At 43.3% G+C, this 22,258-nt stretch carries 26 protein-coding genes; 19 read left to right on the forward strand and 7 right to left on the reverse strand.

Going from position 1 to position 22,258, the window contains the following annotated elements:
• The first annotated feature begins 53 nt into the window (after positions 1-53).
• The 3 genes from ACP5KC_RS00145 to ACP5KC_RS00155 are packed head-to-tail and all read left to right on the forward strand — an operon-like array spanning position 54 to position 3,496.
• The gene (locus tag ACP5KC_RS00145; protein WP_052883489.1) at positions 54-1,586 is read left to right on the forward strand and encodes an AMP phosphorylase; all 1,533 of its coding nucleotides are present in this window, start codon (positions 54-56) and stop codon (positions 1,584-1,586) included.
• A gap of 60 nt (positions 1,587-1,646) precedes the next feature.
• Positions 1,647-2,057, forward strand: a complete 411-nt coding sequence (locus ACP5KC_RS00150) for a DUF2153 family protein (protein ID WP_191118620.1) — start codon at positions 1,647-1,649, stop codon at positions 2,055-2,057.
• 29 nt (positions 2,058-2,086) lie between these two features.
• Positions 2,087-3,496, forward strand: coding sequence for a UbiD family decarboxylase (locus ACP5KC_RS00155; protein WP_428286698.1), 1,410 nt, complete (start codon positions 2,087-2,089; stop codon positions 3,494-3,496).
• On the opposite strand, the gene ACP5KC_RS00160 is transcribed toward ACP5KC_RS00155, so the two are convergent.
• Entirely contained in the window at positions 3,441-3,785 is a 345-nt protein-coding gene (locus ACP5KC_RS00160) for a transcriptional regulator (protein ID WP_191118621.1), read from the reverse strand. The genes ACP5KC_RS00155 and ACP5KC_RS00160 overlap by 56 nt on opposite strands.
• A 231-nt stretch (positions 3,786-4,016) precedes the next feature.
• Between ACP5KC_RS00160 and ACP5KC_RS00165 the strand changes: the two genes are divergently transcribed.
• The 4 genes from ACP5KC_RS00165 to ACP5KC_RS00180 all read left to right on the forward strand — a co-directional run bounded on the left by ACP5KC_RS00165 (position 4,017) and on the right by ACP5KC_RS00180 (position 6,077).
• Positions 4,017-4,178: a DUF5679 domain-containing protein gene (locus tag ACP5KC_RS00165; protein ID WP_191118622.1), complete on the forward strand. Its 162-nt coding sequence runs from the start codon at positions 4,017-4,019 to the stop codon at positions 4,176-4,178.
• 71 nt (positions 4,179-4,249) lie between these two features.
• Positions 4,250-4,747, forward strand: a complete 498-nt coding sequence (locus tag ACP5KC_RS00170) for a hypothetical protein (RefSeq protein WP_052883491.1) — start codon at positions 4,250-4,252, stop codon at positions 4,745-4,747.
• A complete protein-coding gene (locus ACP5KC_RS00175) occupies positions 4,747-5,739 on the forward strand; it encodes an SPFH domain-containing protein (RefSeq protein WP_052883492.1) in 993 nt (330 codons plus the stop codon). Before ACP5KC_RS00170 ends, ACP5KC_RS00175 begins: the two co-directional genes overlap by 1 nt.
• A gap of 8 nt (positions 5,740-5,747) precedes the next feature.
• Entirely contained in the window at positions 5,748-6,077 is a 330-nt protein-coding gene (locus ACP5KC_RS00180; RefSeq protein WP_273433124.1) for a hypothetical protein, read from the forward strand.
• On the opposite strand, the gene ACP5KC_RS00185 is transcribed toward ACP5KC_RS00180, so the two are convergent.
• Genes ACP5KC_RS00185 through glmS form a run of 4 tightly spaced genes read right to left on the reverse strand, consistent with a single transcriptional unit; the run spans position 6,067 to position 11,071 of the window.
• Positions 6,067-6,930: a nicotinamide mononucleotide deamidase-related protein gene (locus ACP5KC_RS00185; protein ID WP_273433125.1), complete on the reverse strand. Its 864-nt coding sequence runs from the start codon at positions 6,928-6,930 to the stop codon at positions 6,067-6,069. The genes ACP5KC_RS00180 and ACP5KC_RS00185 overlap by 11 nt on opposite strands.
• A 31-nt stretch (positions 6,931-6,961) precedes the next feature.
• The gene (locus ACP5KC_RS00190) at positions 6,962-8,074 is read right to left on the reverse strand and encodes a glycosyltransferase (RefSeq protein ID WP_052883495.1); all 1,113 of its coding nucleotides are present in this window, start codon (positions 8,072-8,074) and stop codon (positions 6,962-6,964) included.
• On the reverse strand, positions 8,071-9,252 hold the full coding sequence (locus ACP5KC_RS00195; RefSeq protein ID WP_428286699.1) for a sugar phosphate nucleotidyltransferase: 1,182 nt from the start codon (positions 9,250-9,252) through the stop codon (positions 8,071-8,073). Before ACP5KC_RS00195 ends, ACP5KC_RS00190 begins: the two co-directional genes overlap by 4 nt.
• A gap of 1 nt (position 9,253) precedes the next feature.
• Complete coding sequence (gene glmS, locus ACP5KC_RS00200; RefSeq protein ID WP_273433128.1) at positions 9,254-11,071, reverse strand: glutamine--fructose-6-phosphate transaminase (isomerizing); 1,818 nt, start codon at positions 11,069-11,071, stop codon at positions 9,254-9,256.
• Between the two features lie 109 nt (positions 11,072-11,180).
• Between glmS and ACP5KC_RS00205 the strand changes: the two genes are divergently transcribed.
• Positions 11,181-11,330: a hypothetical protein gene (locus ACP5KC_RS00205; RefSeq protein WP_191118624.1), complete on the forward strand. Its 150-nt coding sequence runs from the start codon at positions 11,181-11,183 to the stop codon at positions 11,328-11,330.
• 48 nt (positions 11,331-11,378) lie between these two features.
• A complete protein-coding gene (locus ACP5KC_RS00210) occupies positions 11,379-11,678 on the forward strand; it encodes a hypothetical protein (protein WP_273433129.1) in 300 nt (99 codons plus the stop codon).
• A 10-nt stretch (positions 11,679-11,688) separates the two neighbouring features.
• Here ACP5KC_RS00210 and ACP5KC_RS00215 read toward each other — a convergent pair whose 3' ends face one another.
• A complete protein-coding gene (locus ACP5KC_RS00215) occupies positions 11,689-12,159 on the reverse strand; it encodes a hypothetical protein (RefSeq protein ID WP_428286700.1) in 471 nt (156 codons plus the stop codon).
• A gap of 145 nt (positions 12,160-12,304) precedes the next feature.
• Between ACP5KC_RS00215 and ACP5KC_RS00220 the strand changes: the two genes are divergently transcribed.
• The 5 genes from ACP5KC_RS00220 (at position 12,305) to ACP5KC_RS00240 (ending at position 16,810) form a co-directional block, all read left to right on the forward strand.
• Positions 12,305-13,498 (forward strand): pyridoxal phosphate-dependent aminotransferase, encoded by a 1,194-nt coding sequence (locus ACP5KC_RS00220; RefSeq protein WP_191118625.1) that lies wholly within the window; start codon positions 12,305-12,307, stop codon positions 13,496-13,498.
• A 79-nt stretch (positions 13,499-13,577) separates the two neighbouring features.
• The gene (locus ACP5KC_RS00225; RefSeq protein WP_424738116.1) at positions 13,578-14,120 is read left to right on the forward strand and encodes a Rab family GTPase; all 543 of its coding nucleotides are present in this window, start codon (positions 13,578-13,580) and stop codon (positions 14,118-14,120) included.
• Entirely contained in the window at positions 14,098-14,904 is an 807-nt protein-coding gene (locus tag ACP5KC_RS00230; protein ID WP_428286701.1) for a hypothetical protein, read from the forward strand. Before ACP5KC_RS00225 ends, ACP5KC_RS00230 begins: the two co-directional genes overlap by 23 nt.
• On the forward strand, positions 14,904-15,734 hold the full coding sequence (locus ACP5KC_RS00235) for a hypothetical protein (RefSeq protein WP_428286702.1): 831 nt from the start codon (positions 14,904-14,906) through the stop codon (positions 15,732-15,734). Before ACP5KC_RS00230 ends, ACP5KC_RS00235 begins: the two co-directional genes overlap by 1 nt.
• Positions 15,735-15,745: 11 nt before the next feature.
• A complete protein-coding gene (locus ACP5KC_RS00240) occupies positions 15,746-16,810 on the forward strand; it encodes a hypothetical protein (protein WP_424739922.1) in 1,065 nt (354 codons plus the stop codon).
• Here ACP5KC_RS00240 and ACP5KC_RS00245 read toward each other — a convergent pair.
• The gene (locus tag ACP5KC_RS00245) at positions 16,807-17,664 is read right to left on the reverse strand and encodes an NAD(P)-dependent oxidoreductase (RefSeq protein WP_273433135.1); all 858 of its coding nucleotides are present in this window, start codon (positions 17,662-17,664) and stop codon (positions 16,807-16,809) included. The two genes, ACP5KC_RS00240 and ACP5KC_RS00245, sit on opposite strands and share 4 nt — an antisense overlap.
• A gap of 60 nt (positions 17,665-17,724) precedes the next feature.
• Here ACP5KC_RS00245 and ACP5KC_RS00250 point away from each other — a divergent pair, with 60 nt between their 5' ends.
• The 5 genes from ACP5KC_RS00250 to ACP5KC_RS00270 form a co-directional block, all read left to right on the forward strand.
• Positions 17,725-17,994 (forward strand): hypothetical protein, encoded by a 270-nt coding sequence (locus ACP5KC_RS00250; RefSeq protein ID WP_428286703.1) that lies wholly within the window; start codon positions 17,725-17,727, stop codon positions 17,992-17,994.
• Positions 17,995-18,040: 46 nt separating this feature from the next.
• Positions 18,041-18,769 (forward strand): hypothetical protein, encoded by a 729-nt coding sequence (locus ACP5KC_RS00255; protein ID WP_052883506.1) that lies wholly within the window; start codon positions 18,041-18,043, stop codon positions 18,767-18,769.
• 50 nt (positions 18,770-18,819) lie between these two features.
• Entirely contained in the window at positions 18,820-19,887 is a 1,068-nt protein-coding gene (locus ACP5KC_RS00260) for a TIGR04084 family radical SAM/SPASM domain-containing protein (RefSeq protein WP_273433136.1), read from the forward strand.
• A 63-nt stretch (positions 19,888-19,950) separates the two neighbouring features.
• A complete protein-coding gene (locus ACP5KC_RS00265) occupies positions 19,951-20,583 on the forward strand; it encodes a LysE family transporter (protein ID WP_273433138.1) in 633 nt (210 codons plus the stop codon).
• A gap of 41 nt (positions 20,584-20,624) precedes the next feature.
• On the forward strand, positions 20,625-22,258 hold a 1,634-nt coding region (locus ACP5KC_RS00270; RefSeq protein WP_428286704.1), incomplete at its 3' end, for a TIGR04190 family B12-binding domain/radical SAM domain protein.

Raw genomic sequence — 22,258 nt, forward strand, 5'->3', positions numbered from 1 at the left:
TAAATATATAAATAAGAATGGGGATAAAATGAACCCTCGTCGGTGATGAGCATATGGAGCTCAGAACTAAACTGCTACCTTATGAGAGTATTCATCACACGGTGGTGCTTGACCAGTCTTTAGCAAGAAAACTCGATCTTAAACCAAACGATAGGGTTCGTGTCCAATCCAAAACTAAAAGTATCATTGCGGCGGTCAACATTGCAAAGGAATTTCCAAACGACTCGGTAGGACTTTACTTAAACGTAGCTAAGACCCTTGGGGTAAATGAGGGAGATCTTGTTGAGGTCGAGCCTACGGAACCTCCCAAGTCTCTGAATACTCTCCGTAAAAAGCTTTCAAGAGGTAAAATAACTTTCGATGAAGCTTTACAGCTTATGCGTGACGTAGTCGAGGGAGTTTTGAGCGAAGTAGAGCTTGCCGCACTGGTAACGGCTATTCATTTCCAAGGTCTTTCAATAGATGAAGCCTACAATCTAACAGTAGCCATGGTTGAAACCGGGAAGAGATTATCCTTGAACAGACAAACAATTCTTGATAAACATAGCCTGGGGGGAGTCCCTGGAGATAAGACAAGTCTCATAGTAGTTCCCATAATAGCGTCGCTGGGATTCACAATACCAAAGACATCCTCCAGAGCAATAACGTCACCAGCCGGGACAGCAGACAGGATGGAAGCCCTAGCCCCCGTGAACCTCTCAATAGAAGAAATGACCCGTGTAATCGAGAAGACTAACGGCTGCATAGTTTGGGGTGGGGCATTAAACCTGGCTCCTGCAGACGACATAATTATTCGTGTCGAATACCCCTTAGGGATAGACCCCTTCTTTGTGCCGTCCATCCTGGCTAAGAAGCTTGCAGTGGGTTCTACCCACGTAGTGCTCGATATACCCACAGGCAGGGGGACTAAAGCTCGCACCATTGAGGAGGCCCGCAGGATTTCATATGATTTCATAGAGCTTGGATCCATGCTTGGCCTTAAGCTTCAGGCTGTAGCAACCTATGCCGAGGAGCCCTTAGGTTATGCTGTTGGTCCGAGCTTAGAGGCAAGGGAAGCGCTTCTAGCCTTATCTACGCTTAAACCTATGGATCTTGTAGATAAGGCGGTCACCCTAGCAGGTACACTGCTTGAGATGGTGGGGATTCAAAACGGTTATGAGGTGGCGTATGAGGCTCTACGCTCCGGAAAGGCTGAAAAGAAACTTCGACAAATAATAGAGGCACAGGGAGGGAACCCTGAGATAAAGCCCGAGGAGTTGCCCGTCGGAGATAAAACTTACACATATTATGCTGAAGAAGAAGGTTTTGTATACTATATCGATAATCCTTTGGTTGCACTTATAGGTAAGATGGCCGGCGCTCCACTTGACAAGGGAGCTGGGGTTCTACTCCACGTAAAAATAGGTGATAAAGTTAAACCCGGGGATCCGCTGTTTACAGTATATTCCTCCAGTTCAGTGAAGATACAGAGTGTTGAAAAGATGCTAGCATCATCCAAAGTTATTGGTATCGGCAAGATAGCTGGCAGAAAAATGCTACTCGAGAGAATAAGTTTCACTCCAACGAGACCCACCTTTGAAAGATAATGTCAAGTTTTAGCACAGCAAGTTTTTTAGACACTATTACTAGTTGAACGCGTGGATAACGTGGGTGAGTTTATAAAGCTGTTCGCAAGCAACCTAACTAACTGGGTACAAGCTCAGAAGACATTCCTGGACTCTGCGCGCTCAATAGAGACTGACCTTGTCAATGCGGATCGACTGGAGTTGATACTGGCTACTCGTGCGGCATTCACCCACATGGTTAAAACAATAGAGGCTTTTGACAAGTGGTTGCAGGATCCCTTTATAGTTGGTCATATGCCTAGAGAGATGCTCTTAGACATACAGAGAAATGTTTGGGAGATTTTAAAGAAACTTCTTGAACTCGATATAAAACATACCTCAGAGTTCAGAGACATGTTATTGAAATTAGCTGAGGAAGGCAAGTTAAATCCTCTCCTCTTTGCACCTAGAGAGGAGTCTAGAAGGGAGGATAGATTTCATATAAGCTATTGACAGAATGAAAGATTCTCAGGTGCTGAGAGGTGAGCATAGGGGACCTTGTGGAGACTTTGAGGAACGGTAAGCATTTGATTGAAATCGAGGAGAGCGTTTTAGCCGACTACGAACTTCCTTGGTTTACCGTCAACCTAGCTCGTAAAACGTCGAAAGCATTACTTTTTAAAGATGTAGTGGATAAGGAGTACCCAGTTACGACGAATATCTATTTGGGCAAGATAGATATATCTTTTCACAACAGTACATCACTAATAGTTGAAAATTTTAAGAGGCTTATCTCGATCCTTCTTAACGTATCATTAGACCCTTCCTCTAAGATAAGCGTTTTAGCCTCATTTGCCTGGATCTCCGACGTATACCCGAGAGTCGTAGGAAGCCAGGGATTCCTAAGACGCTCGGCACTTGAATTTGACCTCACAGGTCTGCCAGCAGTAAGACATACAGCCCGAGAAGAGCACCCGGTTATCAAAAACCCAGTTATTCTACTCTCGGATCCGAAGACTGGCCAAACAATATTATTCTCAGAACCAGTCCAGGTTATAGATGAGAAGACCCTACTCCTTCACATACCCAGATCATCGAAAGCTTTTATGTTTCTAGAGGAGTCTACAAAACATAGTGAGGCGATTAACGCCGCGATAATAATCGGTGTTTCGCCTTACCTTCAACTCGTCTCGAAAATGGATTGGCTTCCTTGGTTTAACAAATATCTGCTCGCAGGTGGTTTATCAGGAGGACCGGTCAACCTAATGAGGGTAGATGGAAATCTCTACGTACCTTTTGATGCCGAGACGATTATATTAGGAGAGCTTGTGCCGGGCGATGTTAGGCCTGAAGGAAAAATGCTCTATGAAGACATGAGATATTATGGAGGTTTTCCAATGCCTTTAGTACGTGCGAAAGCCCTGATGCACAAGCCTGAACCCGTATTTTATACGTCGATAACGCATCCATACCTTAGTGACGAGTATGCTCTTAACAATCTGCGAGAACAACTAATGACGGAGTATGTAAGGCTTCTCGCCCCCGATGTTTCCTATCTAAGCTTTCTAAGCTTCGACGCGTATAGAACAGTAGTCGTCGGCTTAAAAAATGCGAACTCAAGGCGTGCTTACGAGATAGGTGTTCTTCTATTTTCTCTAAAGCTCACTCCTTATCTTGACACTGTAGTGGTAGTATCGGCCGAAAACAAAGTTGAGAAGGTTGAGAATCTTGCCTCAATGCTTTTGACCTCACTTGCCTCAAATAGAATCCTATACTTTGAAAATCCTCAAGAAGAGGAGTTATTGAGAGATACACGTCGCGAGAAAGTAATAGTTGATGCTACCTCTCTACGCTTAGATTATATTTCAGAAAGAGATGTTTTAACTAGCGACGAATTCAAAGATTCCCGTGAAAAATACGAGAAGATTCTGCAAGAACTTCGGGGTGAGTAGCTCTTATGTATCTACATATTTCACATAATATCTCTTCTCGATTGATTTTCTTGTCGATAAGCAGCTTTGTTACCTCTTGTATTTTTTCCTCAAGATCTTTAGAAGCTGACATTGCTGTCCACTTTCCACGTTGCTGATTAATGTATCTGCTAATGCTTGACTGGCTGACGCCGAGCAACCTCGCGATCTGAATCTGTGTCAAGCCCAGTTCTTCATACATGTATCTTACAATGATCCCCCTTATGCTTGGTAGTACTTTTTTCCCTATTATTTCACAGGGCGCTTGCATCTAAAATCACTCCTAGTTAATATGTATGACACCGTCAATAAATGTGTTGTTGTAGGGGAGTCTTAGCAGACTCTATAAAATTTCTGTTTAAAATAAGCTACGAATACCTTTTGAAGAAATAAATCTCTTTTTAAAAATAACGAAATAAATACTACCGTTATACAAAAGAAGAGAATTTTGAGACGCAAAGGATATATACCTCCAATAGGAAATTAGTCTTGGTGAAAACCAATGCCCGAAAAAATCATGGCATACTGCGTTAAGTGCCGCAAACAGGTCGAAATGAAGAACCCTCAGCAGGTAACTCTTAAGAACGGCAGGCTTGCTTACAAGGGCACATGCCCTCACTGTGGCACTACTGTCTACAGATTCATTGGCAGGGTAAAACAATAAAGCAGCTAGGAACCTAATAGGAATACATCAAAAATATATTTGCTTTTTCTCATTTTCTGTTGATGGTTTAGATGAGTAAAGATACTACTCTACTCGAGAAGCTGGAGTTAATGGTTCCAGGTTTCCGAGGATACAAGCAAAAGGAGCTTATCCGCGAGGACGATGCCCTTGTAAGGCGCAAGATCGCCTCTATACTGGATGATGCTAGGATTAGAGTAGAGCGTTTGATCTCGGCTGTAAAAAAGAAAAATATTTCAGCAGCTCTAAGGCTCGACGACTTGAGACTCGAACTCATGAAAGCTTCTCAGATGATAAAGCATGCAAGTTATGGATACTCCGGCCTCTTCGACCGCGTGAAAATTCGCGAGAAGGAACTTCAAACACTCCTCGAACTAGACTACAAACTCTTAACTCAAGCATCAAAAGTAATGGAGAAAGTTCTCGAACTCTCTACTGTTACGGACCAAGAACTAATGGAGAAAATAAATAACGCCATAGATATCGTGAGGCAAATGGAGGACGACATAAATCAACGTGAAAACCTCTTTAAGACAGTGGTGAGCGAGTAGTGTCTAAAGGTTCACTTCCTGTGATAAGATGGGTAAACCCTTCACCGGACGATATCGTATGGAGGTATCCAAATGAGGATTTAAAGCTAGGCTCGGTCGTTATAGTCGAAGAGTACCAGGCGGCAGTGTTCTTTCGAGATGGAAAAGCATATGACGTTTTGGGTCCTGGGCGTCACGTATTATCCACTCTTAATATTCCTTTACTTGCAGAAGCTTACAAGATAGTTTATTCGGAGACTCCATTCAAGGCTACTATCATATTTGTTAATCTTAAACAATTTCAAGGAAAGTTTGGAGGACAGACCCAAACGCAGGATCTGGCGCCTTTGAAATTCTATGGGAGCTTCTGGTTTAGAGTCGCTGATCCCAAACTTTTTGTGGTAGAGGTTGTTGGCGCTCAGAGAGCCTACGACACAGAGTCTGTAAACAGGTTTCTAAGAGGATATTTTCTAGAAAATGCCATGGCCTCGCTCAGCAAATACAAACTCGCTGAGGTTTTCTCTAATATTGACAAGGTTACAGCTGAGCTGAAATTCGACCTATTAGAACCCTTCAGGCGTATAGGCTTAGAGCTCATCGACATAAAAATGGAGGGACTGGACACGACACCCGAGTACCGCGACAGGATTTTCTGGATTACTCAGACAGGGACAGCTACAGAGGTTATGCGTATGGACACGATAAAAAGCGTAGCTCAAGAGCTGGGTAAATCACCTGGAGCCTCGATTGGGACAGGCATGGTAGTGATTCCTCCACTCTTATACCCTCAGCCTGCCCCCCAGCAGCCTCCTGCACCAGCTGTAGCTCAACAGCAGCCGCAACAACCACAACAGACCGGCATACAGTGTCCCAAGTGCGGGACCATAAACCCGCCCGGAGCAAGATTTTGCTACAATTGTGGTACACCCCTGACTAAGAAATGTCCTAAGTGTGGAAACGACGTCCCATTGAACGCGAAATTCTGTCCCTACTGTGGTAATCCCCTTACCTAGGTGAGCAGATGAATTTAGCAACATTGCTCATACTGATTTCATGGGGACTCGCTTTCGTCATTATAGGGCTTGGGTTAGTCACGGGCTACGAAGTCTTCCCGCTGGTAATAACAGTTTCCGGGCTATCCCTACTGTTCAGGGCGTTTGGGGTAAAGTGCCGAGCAGATAAATGCAGGGATAGGGGCTTTTTGCTTCTATGGTCTGTTTTTCTCCTAGAATCTGGGCCTTTGATAGAGCTTTATAAATATTATCCTTCACCAGCTCTTATCATTGGTATCTTCTTAATAGTGCTGGCAGTTTCAGCCTACATAATAGATAAAAAATATTCTATAATTTGACGCCCGGCTCCTTTAAAACAATTATTTCCCCGCCCAGCTTCTTAGCACTCATGAGTATGTACTCAAAGCATGATCGAAGCTGTGACATGTTCTCGATACCAAAAGTGGTAAGATGTATTTCGAGAACAGGAGAACCTAGCTCCACGCCCTTAGGATGACTCTTTACATATACTGACTTATACCTCTCGGCAGCGTCCTTTACGAAAGGGGCAAACTCAGACTCAGGAATACCTTTGATCGTTAAAAGTGCTTCATAAAAATCAATTCTCTGAAACTCCCTCTCAATAATCGGCTGTACACTCGTCTTAAAAACGGCCTCAACTTCGCGAGGTGGTCCCGGGAGAACAAAGAAGTGAACTCCACGGTATTTGAGGTAAACTCCCGGTGCGGTACCAGCCGGGTTATCCAACGGTTTAGATCCCAAGGGAAGATACGCCATTTTAATTCTTTCTGGTGTTAGAGGCAAACCCCTCGAAGAATACTTCTCCCTTACAAGGGCGAGCGCCTCAGCGTTCAACACTAGCGGTAGGCTGAAAGCTCGAGCTAACCCTTCAACTGTTTTATCGTCGAAAGTAGGTCCAAGGCCCCCTGTAGAGATGACCAGCTGGACTTTTCTCTCAATTGCTGAAAGAAATGCCGATGCGATTTCAGACACATCATCTTTAACAATAACGATAGAATCTACAATGAACCCCATTTTTGTAAGCTCTCCTGAAAGCCAGTGGGCATTCGTGTTCAAAACTTTCCCTATGAGAAGCTCGTTTCCAATACTTAGGATCATTGCCTTGTTAAATTGCATAGGAGGATGCTCAGCCTCTAGTTTATTCGTCACGCTATCAGCCGTCTCTTCCATCATCACCGAATTACAGTAAGAGAGTTTAAACTTAAATTTTCCAGTCTCGAGTATCCACTTTTTTCAAGATAAAAGTTCTAAGAAAGCTTGCCATCATTATAGATGACCAGATCGGTGAATAGAAGAAGAAATACAAAGTGAGCCACAATGGTTTTACCTCATATCCTATCCTTCGACCGAACGCGTAAACGATGGTGGAATAAGCGAGAAAGTATGGAATGGTGAAATATATCTGAGGAGGTAGAAATGCTAAAACAGCATCTGCCAAGTAAACTATCGGTAGAAGGGGAGCAAAGAAACCAAGACCCAAGTGCCATAAGGTAACGAGGAAACCGGATATTGCTGGGAAAAATAAAAGAATCTCCGCCATGAAAATAAATATCCATGGAAACATTACCACTAGGGCTGAGAGAGATTCAAGCGGGTACGATAGGCTACCTTTGTATAAGAGTGGAAAGTACTCCTTTAACCATAACCATGCCCCCTGGGACCATCTTAGTCTCTGATTTATCCATTCACGTACACTTGATGGAGGATCTACTACAACATAGGAAGAATAAAAGTACCTGTATCGTAAGTTAAGATAAAAGCTCCTAAACCCTATATCCATGTCCTCTAGAAGACAGTTCTTAAATCCTCCAAGCTCCTTCAAAGCATTTCTTCTGAAGGCAAAGGCTGCGCCGTTGAGTCCAGCACAACGCTTTACCCTTCTATCGAAGATGTAACTTGCAATTCCGAAGGAAAGGTAGTCGTAATAGATGAGTTTTCCGATCAGCCCTTTATTCTTAGAAATCTTCTTTATTTCCATAACGTCATATTTTTCGATTTCCTTAAGTAGTGCGTCTAGGAATGCTGAATCCCTTATGGTGACATCACTATCCAAGAAAATAAGGACCTCGCCTCTAGCGAGCGATAAGGCATCATTAAGCGCCGCGACCTTTCCCCTCCTAACGTCACTTACTGAAAGAACTATCTTTTCCCGATACATAGACAATATCTCTTTCAACTTTTCACTAGGCTCGTCGACGCTTGCTATAACTTCGATCGTATCGCCTAAAGAGTTTTGCAGGAAAAACTCTAGTAGTTGTTGGATGTTCTCGGGTTCACGGTAAGCTGTAAGAATTACTGTAATCTTTGGTCTCATTGCACGCCCTCAATATGCCCATCCCTGTGAACTTTAACAGCAGGTCCCAATACAGTTCCAGACTTAATGCGTGCGTATGGAGATACAAAGGCTCCTAGTTTCTTCTTCTTACCGACAATACCTTGTAATGGAAGTTCGCGTACTGCGGTAAAGTTCTCAGGTAGCATGCTGATAACCGTTGTACGGGGTTCAGCCACGCTCCCATACCCAAAAACGCTATCGGTGATCAGCGAAAAGCTACCCACTGTAGAGAAAGGTTGTAGAACGCTACGCTTTATCTCAGAGTAAGCCCCGACAACAACGTTCTCCTCGATCGAAGTATATTCCCTAATGAAAGCTCCCATACCTATAAAGGAGTTCCTTCCAATGTACACAGGACCCTTTATAACTGCATAGTGATCCACAGTAGCTCCTTCATCTATTATTACGCATCCTTCAAGGATGGCTGTAGGAGAAACCTTGGCACTCGGTGCTATTATTTTCCCGCACTTCTTATCTATCAGGCTGTATAAGGCGTTTATAAGATCCCAGGGATAGTCGACAGCTATCCAGTCCCCCGTCCAGAAGGCTGCATACACGCCAGTCTTCTCGATTAGCTGATTAAGAGCTTCAAAGAACGACGAGTCATTTTTTAAAAGTGAAAAGAACTCTGAAGGTAGAATGAAAATCCCTCCCACCACATAGCTCGTCTCATCGCTAGATCCTCCTGGAAGGAACCTTGTGATCATGTTCTCGCGTACTATAGCAGATCCAAAAGATTGGATGTTCGAGCTGGGGATAAGTAGTGCTGAAGGTCTACCACTCCCTGCGTGGACATCAAGAACAAGTCTAAACGCCTCCTCATTGACTATTACGTCACCGTAAGCAAGCATGAACCATTCTTCTCCCTCGGTAAACTCTCTAGAGGCTAAAAGTGCTCCCTCAATGCCAGGTTCCTGCTGGGTCTTAACAGATACATGAGCGGATAATCCTGTTGCCTGGAGATGTCTGATTATCTCGCCAAGAGGTGTATCGGATGAGGTTACTACCAAGCCCTTGCCAGCTACAACCTTTAAAGCCGTCTGAAGTGGATACATGAAGAGAGGTTTTCCCATTATGTTAAGCAGAGCACGGGAGTAACCCTCTGTTAAGGGTAGCATCCTTTTTGTCTGTCCTCCCGTCAACACGACTACACGCATTCTACTCCACCGTAACTGTCTTGGCCAAGTTTCTAGGCTTATCAGGGTCATAACCTTTAGCCACGGCTGCATAATAGGCTAAGAGTTGCAACGGAATAGTCTCTAGGACTGGTAGTAACAGTTCATCACTTGAGGGTACTATAATTCTTTCATCAACTCTGCTTACGAGTTCAGACTGTTCTCCAAAAATACCGATGGTAAATGCTCCTCTAGCCTTCATCTCTTCAATGTTTCCAACAAGCTTTCTTTCAAGATTCTTCTCTATTGACACAAACACAACTGGGAATCCTGGCTCGACAAGAGCAATGGGACCATGTTTGCTTTCTCCAGCGGGATACCCCTCAGCGTGGACATATGCTATTTCTTTGAGTTTCAGAGCTCCCTCGAGAGCTATAGGAAGCCCTAGACCTCTCCCCAGGTAATAAACACTATGCCTACTCGAGATAACCTGACTTAGACGTCTAGCCCAACCCTCGCTTCGACTAATAGTTCTAGTAGCCAGATCGGGTAGTTTCATTATTCTTCCTTTTATCTCAGATAACTCGTCTCTCCCAATTTTACCTGTGTAGAAGGACACAAGTGAGGATAGCCAGGTAAGGGCTGTTAGCTGTGTAGTAAACGTTTTTGTTGCAGCAACACCTATTTCTGGACCAGCCTTCATGTAGACTGGAAGATGGCTCTCCCGTGATATCACACTTCCTATAACGTTTGTTAAAGATATTATTTTGCATCCTCTTTCTTTGAAGGATCTCAAAGCCATTAGAGTGTCTATTGTCTCTCCACTCTGCGAGACAGCCACCAGGACATCTTCCTTGTTCGCCAAATTAGCATAGGACTCGTACTCGCTGGATATAAACGGTATAACCTTCTTTCCAGCCAATCTAGCTGTCAAAAGCGAGAAATATAGGGACGCATGAAAACTCGTGCCAGCAGCTGTTATAAAGATGTTTCCGCTAGATGCAAGAGTGCTCGCAGCCGCTTCATAATCTTTGCTGAACCCAAAGATGGTATCCCCGATCACCCGTGGCTGTTCGTGAATCTCCTTTAGCATGAAATGCGGGTATCCCTCTTTTCTCGCAGATTCTGGGGACCAGTCCACTTCAAGAATTCTACTTGGAATATCTACTACTCTGCCACTCATATCTTCAATATGAATTGTTTTAGATGAGACATATCCAATCTCGCCGTCATTTAGAGGTATAACTTTACGCGTGTATTCTAGGAAAGCGGGGATATCCGAGGCTAGAAAAACAATATCCACACCTACCCCAATTATAAGTGGCGAGTATCGCCTTGCAAAGTAGATCCTATCTGGTGTGTCTATTATTAGGACGGCCAACGCGTAACTTCCTCTAAGCCTTCCAACCGCTTTTTTAAAAGCCTCATAGGGCTCTAATCCTTGATAAAGGTAATCCTCAATAAGGTGCGCTATTACTTCTGTGTCCGTTTGACTCTTAAATTCATGCGACTTTCTCATAAGTTCTTCCTTTAATTCGAGATAATTTTCAATGATTCCGTTATGTACCACTGCCACCCTATCTTTGCAGTCAACATGCGGATGTGCATTGTTATCTGTAGGTGGTCCATGAGTAGCCCATCTAGTGTGGCCCACTCCAATATTACCTCTTAGACATTGAAGGCAAAGCCTAGAGTCGACCTCGTCTATCTTTCCCGCACCTTTAGCAACTGTGATTTTGCCATCATTTATAGTAGCGATACCTACGCTATCATATCCTCTGTACTCTAATTTTCTTAAGCATTCTCTTAGAAGATACCCAGCGCTAATATTTTCGCCGGCGACCCCGACTATCCCGCACACAGGTGGTGGACTCCCTTCAGGTTAATAAATAATGCGTATAATATTGGTAATATGTTCTTATGCTCGTATATTTTGAAAGAAAGCCTACAAGATGTGATGAGGTGCCTATTTGTTAGGGAAAAACATGGAAGAACTAACACTCGAGGATTTTCTGAAAAAACTTGCAGGCAAAAGCTTACGTGTCAAACAGGTCATAGCGCCTCCACCAGCCATAATCATTGAGTCCATGGGGAGTACATATAGGGTTAGGGTAAAGTAGTCCCGACTAAATGAAAACGAATTTATTTTTCTTCATCTTCATGCTAGCGTGCGTTTTGGCAGGGACATTGTTTATTTAACCCGGAAAATCCTGCTCAACCGCAACATATACTTCTCTAACGATCAGATGAACAGCGAGGGGAGAAAGATTTTCGAGGAACTTTCAAGGATGATAATAGACGAACATCCATACCTAAAAAACCAAGTTAAGAAAACCAGGAAAAGGGGTGATCTCTTGTCCTTTATAAAATTATCCGAGATTATCTTGGGAGAAAAGGAGGTCCAAGAGATACTCTACGCTACCACACACCCACCTTATGTTTTCAAGGATACCGATCCGCCTTACTAGGAACGGCTCTTTACTTTGTTAGATCTAACTTTATTATGTCCTCTAGTTCAAAGTAGAAGATCCGCGCGCTCTTAAAAGATATATACTTTGACTTGGAATCGGAAACGATACTATAGGTTAGAACAATCTTGCATGGGGCCTCAATTATCCCCCTCTTCCTCGTCTCTTCTATCAGAACTCCAGCAACTCTTCTCCACTCCTCTAGGCTTCTATTCCGGTCAACACCTTGTTCCCGCGCCAGCCTCGTTAACGTTGCATAGAAGGCTTTCCTCAAATTGAACATTGCCCCCCTAGAGCTTGGACTTATTGGGGACTGAATGGTATTCTCCTGAACGCTAATCTCGGCAACGTCAAGGAATAACCTCATGTTTCTCTCAAGTTGCTCAACGTAAGTTCTCATAGCCTCAGGTATCTTTTTCTCATTGATGCTCTGATCGATCATTTTCAGGATTTGGTCTATGCTTTTAACAAGCTCCTCCATGGTTGATCATTTTAATCTTTCCCAAACTCTTTATTAAGTTTTTTAGTGCAATGGCGTGAAAAATTTCTTTTAAGAATCTTTTTCCACATACCGTTTTAGTTTTTAAGAATGTAAAGCTTAAATTCCTCTGAAACTCAGATATCACGTGTCCAAGCCGATTTTAAAAACAAGCCACATTTCGAGTAAGCTTGGAGCCGAGGAGTCCTTTGTATATCTTGCTCGCAGCCTCGAGCTTAAGAAAAAAGGTGTAGATGTCATATCTTTCGGGATTGGTCAACCTGACTTTCAGCCCCCACCCCATGTTATAGAATACGCGAAGCAGGCTATGGATTCAGGATTTAACGGTTATGGTCCAAGTTTGGGTATGCCAGAGCTGCGAGAAGCTGTCTCAGATTTCATAAACGAGGAATACGGAGTGGACGTTAAACCGGAGGAAGTGGCCATAACAGCTGGAGCAAAAGCCGCGATTTTCATAGGGATGCTTGCACTCCTAGAACCTGGAGATGAGGTGATTATTCCAGATCCCGCTTATCCCTTATATGAATCCGTTGCGAGATTTATTGGAGCCAATATAATTTTCCTTAGGCTTCACCGCGGAAACAACTACAAAATAAGATACGAGGATATAGAGAGACTGGTCACAAATAGAACTCGAATGATAGTGCTAAACTATCCCGAGAACCCTGTTGGATCTACAATGGATCAGCGCGATGTTGAGGCACTCGTGGACCTCGCATATAAGAAAAACTTCGTCATTGTTTCTGATGAGATATATGATCACTTCGTTTACGAGGGTAAACACTTTTCAACACTCCAGACCCCGTACTGGAGGGACGTCGTTTACTATGTTAACGGTTTCTCAAAGACATTCGGGATGACCGGCTGGAGGCTGGGATACGTTGTTGCTAACAGGGATCTGATATCTAAGCTTTCCGTGATAGCAAACAACATGTACTCGTGTCCAGTGACTTTTGCGCAGATAGCGGCGGCGAAAGCTTTACAGGACGGCTTGGAATGGTTTAAACCCATATTAAACCAGTATAGGAAGAGACGTGACCTGATCCACCGGCATCTAGGCAGTATAAAAGGTGTTCACGTCTTCAAGCCTGAAGGAGCATTCTACATATTCCCAGACTTTACAGAGATTATAAAAGCAAAGGGACTTAAAGATGAAAGAGAACTCGCAGATCGATTATTAGAAGAGAAAGGAGTAGTAGTACTACCGGGAACAGCGTTTTCAAAGGATGCGGGCAAGGGACATCTTAGGTTTGCTTTTGCCGTAAGGGAGGAGGATATTGAGAAAGGAATTGAGCGCATAAAGTCATGGCTTGAAAGCTAGAAATAAACAAAAATAAGAAATACTGTTTTCTAAGGGTCAAAAATATAAATTATTCAATAATGATAGACGTGAAGGCATAGTGTCGACAAGTGTAATAAAACTGTCGCTATGTGGTCCTGGTGGAGTGGGTAAAACCAGTCTAGCAAGAGTTTTTACTGGTGGCTCATTTAATGAATCAGAAAGGATAACGGTAGGTATTCAGCACTTCTTTAAAAAACTAAGATGGGTAAATGGGACAGAAGTTACTATCTCTATATGGGATCTTGGCGGCGAACACAGGTTTTTTTTCCTTGCCCCAGCATTTCTAAGAGGGGCAAGGGGCGTCGTATATGTCTTCGATATTACACGGGAGGAAACATTTATAGAGATTGAGAACTGGCGTAGAGTTGTAGAGGACACCCTGGGCCCTATCCCAGCAGTTCTAGTAGGTAACAAAAAGGATCTTGAATCGCTTAGAATGGTCCCCCGTGAGACAGCTTTGGAGTATGCTCGTGCACATAACCTTTTAGGATATTTTGAGGTATCCGCGAAGCAATTAATTGAAGTTGAGGCTCCATTTTTATTTTTGATAAAATATATTTTAGATAAAAGGCGAGAATATGAGCAGGGCTCAAGTCATTAGGACTGTTAAGGTGCGCTGCCCACGGTGCGGAGCGGAAATCCCTTTAGAATTAACACCTAATATTATAGAAGAAGCCAAGGCTAATCCTTTAGGGCTTGCAGGAGTAGCCTATCCCCATCTTGACCACGTTTTAATAGCATATTTTGACAGGAATGGGGAAGAAAGAGGGGTAAGAGTATTTTTAACATTACAGGCTCCTGAAAAAGGCTTATATGAAATACTCCTTTCGAAAGACGATTTGAAGGGTTTAAGGAATATTTCTGGTTTTCGCGTAGAGTCAAGAAAGCTCAACATTAGAATAAGTTCGTTTACCACGGCTACAACTGCGGCACTTAAGATTTCAGGTAGGGATACTATCGTGGAGGTGGACTTCCAACGAGACTTTAGTTATCAAATACTCCGCGGATGGCTTGAAATTCTCTTAGACGTTCTAGAGAATTCGTATTCATCGGCTCCATTAGACTATGTCAACACCTTTAGAATTCTAGATATAATGTTGGAGGAAAAGCCTTTCGCCTATGCTAAGCAGGTTTTCTGGCTCGTAGCTAACGGCTCAACTATCACGATAAGACCGCGACTACCTGAGGCTTTGCTCTTCAAGAAGTATAGACCAACTCTTGTCTACGAGAAATATAGTGGAGCATTCATCTCGAAGGTTATTGAAAAAAACGAGATGAAGGTCAGTGAGGCTTTAGGAGAAGATAATCCTCAAGTATTGTTTGTCAATGCTGAGGCTCTCCTCTCGCTATACAGGAGAGGAGTGCTGGATCTGGTGATAGAGTAATGTCTGAAAGCATAATTTATGATGTTGCTCTAAGGATAATGTTTGATACGTATAGAACTCTAGAGGAACTAAAACATCCCAAGGCTCGCATATTCGAGACTATCAAGAAGGATTTTCCCATGTTGATTACCAGTGCTACGGAAAGATTGAGAAATGTTTCACTAGACGCGGAAGTTCAACAGTTACAAGATTTTCTTAGATATGCTTCAACGACACTAACGAGGGTTTATCTAAGTGGAGATTGGAGACCCCATGTATTCTTGAGTGAGATCTTCTATGAGGTTCTACCTCTCAAAAGGCTTCATGAGTGGGTTATAAATATGTCGAAACTACCTTCCTCCCCACAGATTGCAGAGATCAACAGCATCATCCCCCTCACATCAGCAAAGATATCTTCTAGGCTTGGAGGTAAGCAGATACTCCTTTTTGAGGCGAACCTGATCGAAAACACTTTATTCCGTGAAATACTCGACGAGTACTCTCGACGCTACTTGATGAACGACGAGAGACTCCTCCTAAGTAACGTTGACGAGATAAACAGGCTGAAAGAGTCCTTAGACTTTTTATATGTGGGCTCCTTGGATGCTTGGAGACTGGGATGGCCCAACATATTGTCGCTCGCCTCTCAACTCTTAAAGCGTAAAGGGAACTTGTCCCTTATTTTACCCATTAACCAGCGAGAGGGTTTGAAAACCTTTCTCAAACTTTTCGATGTACCAGAGTATCCTGAGCCTGAGAAAATAATTGAGGATCTTCAGAGGCAACGCTTTACTAATATATACACAAGCAAGGGACCTGGATTTTTAGCCTTAGTGGCGGCTAGGAGATAGGGATAATGGTCATGAGAGTGATCTATCTTCCCGAACCATTTTTCTCGCCAGTAACGCCTTTACTTATAAGTGAGGAGGAGCCAACTACGATATACCTCGACGAGAAATTACAACCTGTGAAGTGCTATTCGCGAGATTGGTTTCCCGTCGAGTGTCCTAAAAGTTTAGATTTCCAGGAAGGCGAATATTATGTCGTTGGAGGGGCATCGGCAGAGGTTTTGGCTTCTTACCTCAATCTTCCCTTTGTTGACGAAAAGCGAGTAAAGATGCAGGAGGAGTATGATTCTCGAGATAGTTTGTCGCTTGTTAAGTGCTTAAAGCTCGCTGCTGGGAAGCCAGAGGAGGAGCCTTTAATAAAGAATACTATTCTTGCCATCCTTCCGGGAAGTATTGTAAAAAAGAAGACTTGGGGTGTTGCCTATGTAGCGCGCATTGATGGAGATGAGCCAGAGGTTAAGGCCGAGGTTCACTTTGATCAAAATTTTAGGACGGTTGAAGAGAGAATCTCTGAACTCGATGAAATATACAAGTTCGAGTATTGGTGGCAGCCGCCTTGGGAATACATATTTGCTTATGGTAAAAATTTCAGGAGGCTTGTTGAGATCATTAGCGAGAGACCCGTTGAAAAGATACCTCCCGAGATATTGAGAAAACACGTACATCTTTCCGTAGAAGACATTATCCGAGATCTCTACCTGAGTATTCGCAGATCAAGTGCCGAGTCTGTGTCGCGTAGAAGCCTCAAAAAAGCTGTGATTTACATTGATGACAACCTTGTAAAGCCCTCGAAGACCTATACGGCTGTCCTAGTTACGAAGAATCAGCAGCGAAAAATTTTTGCGAGATGGTATTTCGACGAGAAATTGAATCTTAGGGGGTTCGATAATGTTCCACCAGAGGCAGTCACTGGGATCGATGCCGAGATAGCTGTTGGTAGAGTACCCCGTGAGACGCAAGCCAGTCTCTCTGAGGCCCATTCATCCTTTCTGGTAAAGAAGGCAATTTATTCCCCAGTTAGGATTATTGACTACCTCGCAATAAAAGTTCACAGGTGGTACGAGGTAGCACTCATCTAGACGAGCCCTTTTAGGAACTTGTAAACACGCGTATAGTCCTCCTCTGATATAGCCTTTCGCATAGAAGCGCTTAAAAGCAGCTGAGCCATGGATGAGATATGAGGTAAAGATATTCCTTTTTCAGATCCAGCAACTGTTGCATAATACATATCCTTAGCAGCTAATCTCAGCTTAAAGCTTACTGGATACTCCTCAGCAATTAATCTCGAACCATATCTCTCAATAATGCTTTTTATCCATAGATCCTGTCCTATCTCGAAAAATTTTTCAGGGCTCACCCCCCAGCCCTCAGCTAAAACTAGCGCCTCTGCGAGCCCAATCATTGCAGAGAAATAAACGCTATTAATAGCGAGCTTTACAGCCGAGGCCTCCTCAGGACTGCCCACAACGTGAACTTTCCTGAACAACGCATCAATGTAGTCTTTGTGGGTCACGAGTTTATCATAGTCTCCTCCGGCGATTCCAACAAGGTCGCCGCTCATAGCTTCCTTCGGGCCACCCATTATAGGTAGAGCAATATATGGACAATTTTTCCTTGTACTCATCTCATATGCCCTTCTAGAATGCAAGGGTGTTACGGTTGAATGATTTACTACTACCAGATCATTTCCGAGGTTATTCAATATGTTTTCCAAGACGTAGAGAGATGCGTTGTCATCTGAAACATTTATTGAAGCTATCTCAGCCCCTTCAAGGGCCTCCCGTATGCTTTTCGTTACCCTCGCTCCGAATTGGCCGAGAGAGGCTGCCTTCTCGTAACTACGGTTCCAGACAGAAACTCTAAATCCCCTCTCTAGGAGTCTCCTAGCTATGTTCGAGCCTATAAGTCCTGTTCCAAAAACTGCGACTGACATACATCTTCTCGAAATGAGGACAAATATTTAAGCATGTGTAAAATTTTTTACTTATTGGGGGTGAGGATGGAACCTTTAAAGGCTCTCGAGATCGTTGAGCAGGCACTTCAACAAAGAGGCTACCATACCAAGAGATCAGTGGAAGAGGGCGACTATGTTTTAGAAGTCTCTAGTTTTAATAAAAAAGCAAGAATTCGATTTCACCAACAGAAGGGCGAACTCATTGAACTTAGATTGAAGTATGAGGGTACAGCCGGTCTAACGATCCTTAAATGCGAGCAATACGAGAAGTCACTCTCTTGTATAGAAGATCTATTAAATCGGTTCTAAAAAACCAAAAATCTATTTTAACGACGAAGCAATAATATCTTAACAAATGAAGCTAAAGCATATTGCTTCAGTCTTCCTGTTAATATTCATAATCTATGAGCTAATGGAATTTTACGTAATTTACTCCGTTGAACCAGTATTCATAGAGGTTAGCAGGGTGTATGGAGAAACCGAGGAAAACACACTCTTGGGAATCCGAATATACTTCCCTAACCCCTACTTTCTCTCGGTCAGGGTTTATAGCTTCAAGCTCAAGCTCAATTGCCCAGGTTTATCTGGAGGCGAAGGCCAGGCGTTTAATCTGACACTCACGCCCAGGTTCACAAACATTTTCTCTTTAAATGCTAGTGTGTCTGGTGGACTGGGCTCCAAATGTGAGGTGATTTACTCATGGGTTCCCGATCCCTTCATCTTATATCTTCTCAATCTTCATCCGTTAAATTTCACTCGAAGAACGGATTTGGTCATGCCGGGCAAATCACCTTTTCTGTGGGCTGGATGGAATGAAACAGAGACCAGCATCGGTGAATGTGTGTCCCTTCAAGTCTATACTTATCCTTCCTCAGTCTTCAATGTTAGAGTTTTCGCAGATTATCTCTCAATGCCACCCGTAGCGGTCTTCGAAAAATCGGGTGTTGGTGGAGGAACTTTTATTTTTTGTCCGAAAGAACCCTCCTCTCTCAGACTTAAGGGGTATTTCCTAGAAGTAGTTTCTGGAGATGCTCGATGGGTTCAGGCTGACAGCTATCCTCCTCGGCTTAAAGTCTCGCCGTGAAATTTTCAGCCTCGAGATAAATTTATACGGTTACAGGAAGAGCTACCTCTGTGCTCTACATCGTGTTTACAACGGGCCAGTGCAACCTAAAATGTGATTATTGTGGAGGTAGTTTTCCCAGGGAGAAAGTTCCTTGGGAAATAGAGTATGATTTGGCGAACCTAAAGAGGCTAATTGAGAAAGATGACGAGGCAGTGGTTGCGTTTTATGGTGGGGAACCCCTGCTAAATTACAAGAAGGTAATCTGGATATTGGATAATATTAAGGCTAAGCATTTTGTGATACAAACGAATGGATTACTGTATCACATGCTCCCGGACGAGTATTGGCGTAGATTTGATACAGTGTTACTATCCATTGATGGGAGGCGAGAGATTACAAACAAGCATAGGGGTGCTGGTGTCTATGAGAAGGTCTTGGAAGCGGCAAAGCATCTTAGAAAAATAGGATTTCAAGGCGACGTCATAGCAAGGATGACTGTGACACAAGATACAGACATATACGAGGATGTATCGCATCTATTGTCTCTTAATTTATTCAACCATATTCACTGGCAACTAGACGTAGTCTGGAGCGATAGGTGGAGAAACTTCACAGAATGGAGAGATAACAGCTATAAACCCGGTTTAAGGAGACTGATGAGCTTATGGATTACCCGGATAAAGAAGGGAAAGGTTCTGGGAATCGCGCCTTTCAAAGCCATTGCCTCACAAGCCATCTTTGGAAACGTCTATAACGCTCCGCCCTGCGGCTCCGGAGTTAATTCAGTGTCAATACTAACGAATGGAAAAATAACGGCATGTCCAATAGCAGTCTCTGAGAACTGGGCTTTACTGGGCGACATTAAAACAGGCTTTAAACTAATGCAAAGACCGATCTTGGAGCCATGTATAAGTTGCCCCTATTTCAATTACTGTGGGGGAAGGTGTCTTTACGCATATAGAGAAAGATATTGGGGGGACTCAGGATTTAGGGAAGTATGTGAAGCTACAAAGACGCTTATAAAACTCGTTCTTGCCTCGGTTCCAGCAATAATTGAGAGCATTGACAGCGGGGTTATTTCCCCTGAAGATCTCCTCTACCCTCCATTCAATAACACGGTGGAAATAATCCCTTAAGAAATAATTTCGGAAAATACATGAGAAAACTAAAATAGTCCTAGAAATCAGTTTGCAGCGAACATGATCGATCCATCGCTAGCCGTGGAGGTTGTAGCACTAACTGCTGGTGGTGTGGTTTCGCCAGGTCCTCTGTCCTCCTCAGCTATAATAGGAGGTAGTATTCATGGATGGAAGTATGGTTTTAAAGCGGCCTTGGGTCACATGTTCTTTGAACTACCCTTGTTTGTCCTCTTAGGCGTAGGGACCTATAATTTCCTTCTTAACCCAACGACTCGTAGATTATTATCCATTGCGGGAGGATTCATAATTCTGTTTTTTGCCGTAATGTTTCTACGAGACATACTCGCAGGTGAGCACGCGGAGGGAAAAACTGTGAAGACTATGGGAATGGCGGTAAACCCCATTTTGTTAGGGCTCATGCTTACAGCATTTAACCCCTATTTCCTAGTATGGTGGGGAACTGTAGGTGTAAAAATAATAGCGGATATCAACCTTTATTCCCCAGGTCTCTCCGGAATGCTCGAGTATTATGCAGTGCACGTATGGATGGACTATGCATGGCTTTCTTTACTGGCTTATATGGCTAGCAAGGGTCTAAGAGCAAACAAGAAAATCCTAGAACTCATACAGCTTGTCCTCATTACAGCAATGATATATTATGCTCTGAGATTCTTAATTGATGCTTTTACATAATTAAAAAATATATGTTTTGATTTTGATTTCTACTGGGCTTCATGACGCGTAGCTATGATCTTGTCCTAATACATCCTCCAAGTGTTTACGACTTTCGTGATTTAAAACGCGTCCATTATGGTCCTATAAGTGACGTCATTCCATCCAAGCCCATCTTTGATATGTATCCTGCAGGCTTCTTCTATCTAGCCTCCTACCTCGAGAAAAGGGGGGTAAGAGTCGGTCTATACAATGTAGCTGCAAGAATGGTTAACGAGCCTGACCTGGATGTTCCACACCTCCTTAAGACCATCAAATCATCTGTTTATGGTTTTGACATTCACTGGCTTGTCCACTCTCATGGTGCAATCGAATTAGCAAGGCTTGTAAAGGAGCTTCATCAAGCTCCGATCATTATAGGTGGTTTATCAGCAACCTATTACTGGCGCGAAATAATTGAAAAATACCCATTTGTCGACGTCGTTGTTCTAGGCGACACTACTGAGCCCATCGTTTTCGAGCTTGTACAAGCTTTGGAGAAGGGTGAAATGGCCCGTCTTCAAAACATCCCTAATCTTGCTTTCAGGCAAGAGGGCAAGTTGAAATTTACAGGCCTTAAATATGTTCCCGTTGAGCTGGATGACCTGAAACCAGACTACAAGATAATCTCTAAGGTTATGATAAAGAGCGGCTTAAAAAACTCTTTACCTTGGAGCAGTTTCCTAAAGCACCCTGTTACAGCTGTAATCACATACAAGGGATGTTCATTAAACTGCCTAGCTTGCGGTGGAAGCAATTTTACTTACCATGTGATATTCCGTAGAAAGATGCTTGGAGTTAAAAGCCCGAGGACCTTGTTTGAGGAGTACAAAGAGATCACAGAGAGGCTGAGGGCTCCAATATTTTTCGTTAATGATCTCCAACTCCTCGGAAGAAAGTTCATAGAGGAGTTCACGAGTTTGCTTGCACAAGAAAAAACTGATATAGAGCTTTTCTTCGAGTTCTTCACACCTCCTTCTCGTGATATTTTGAATCTTTATAGGAAAACCGGAGACAAAGTGTATCTTCAAATTTCACCTGAGTCTCATGATGAGAGGGTAAGGAAAGCTTATGGGAGACCTTACGGAAACGCTAGCCTCAAGGAGTTTGTACGGAATGTTCGGGAGCTTGGCTTTACAAGGGTAGATTTGTACTTCATGGTGGGGCTACCTATGCAAACACCCTTAAACGTCCAAGCACTAGGCGACTTCTATCTTGAGCTCTTTAAAATAGGAGGAAGATCCGTAGACGCATTTGTAGCGCCTTTGGCGCCTTTCGTAGACCCTGGTAGTATTGCTTTCCATATGCCGCGAAAATTCGGTTACCGTATATTGAAACACACCTTAGAAGAGCACCGTGAGTTGCTTACAGCACCTAACTGGTACTTGATGCTTAATTATGAAACTGAATGGATGACACGTGTACAAATAGCTGAGGCGACTTACAACGCGGTGGAAAGCCTGACACGCGCAAAGTACGAGGCTGGTGTGATTAGTAAGGATTACATGGAGGACGTCCTTGACTCCATTCGTCGTATCCGGAGTGGACAACCGAGGCTTGGATTAGACTCAAAGGAAACGCTTAGGGAAGAAGAGCTCTACCCAGCCAGAAAACTATGGATCACCTATTTAACTCCACGTTCCCTAGCCGAACTTAT

Origin of the sequence: Infirmifilum sp. (assembly GCF_049970975.1) — an archaeon.
GTDB lineage: Archaea > Thermoproteota > Thermoprotei > Thermofilales > Thermofilaceae > Thermofilum > Thermofilum uzonense.